The sequence below is a fragment of the Mesorhizobium sp. M00.F.Ca.ET.216.01.1.1 genome (genome assembly GCF_004010325.2).
Lineage (GTDB): Bacteria > Pseudomonadota > Alphaproteobacteria > Rhizobiales > Rhizobiaceae > Mesorhizobium.
Map to the genome: position 1 here is coordinate 1 of NZ_SADR02000539.1, position 287 is coordinate 287.

1 protein-coding gene is annotated in these 287 nt (G+C 64.5%); it reads left to right on the forward strand.

Translation table 11 applies throughout. The features are described from left to right. A partial coding sequence (locus tag EN859_RS37355; RefSeq protein ID WP_245525903.1) for an ATP-binding protein occupies positions 1-281 on the forward strand: 281 nt, incomplete at its 5' end. Between the last annotated feature and the right edge of the window lie 6 nt (positions 282-287).

The window sequence follows — 287 nt, forward strand, 5'->3', positions numbered from 1 at the left end:
CGCTCGACCTGCTGGAGCTGGTCGAACGCGCCACGGACGAGTTCGAGTCGCGGACGGGAACGAAGGTCAACCTGCGCATCGAAACCCTCGAAACCGCGCCGTATGTCGAGGGCGACGCCTTGATGCTGACCGAAGCGGTCAAGAACCTGCTCGACAACGCCCTGAAATACGCCGGCGCGGCAGAGCCCATAACGGTGCAGCTCAGTCTGGAGAACGGCCGCGCTGTCCTCAGGATAGAGGATCGCGGCCCCGGCATACGCGCGAGGACCGTCAGCACATAACCGAGC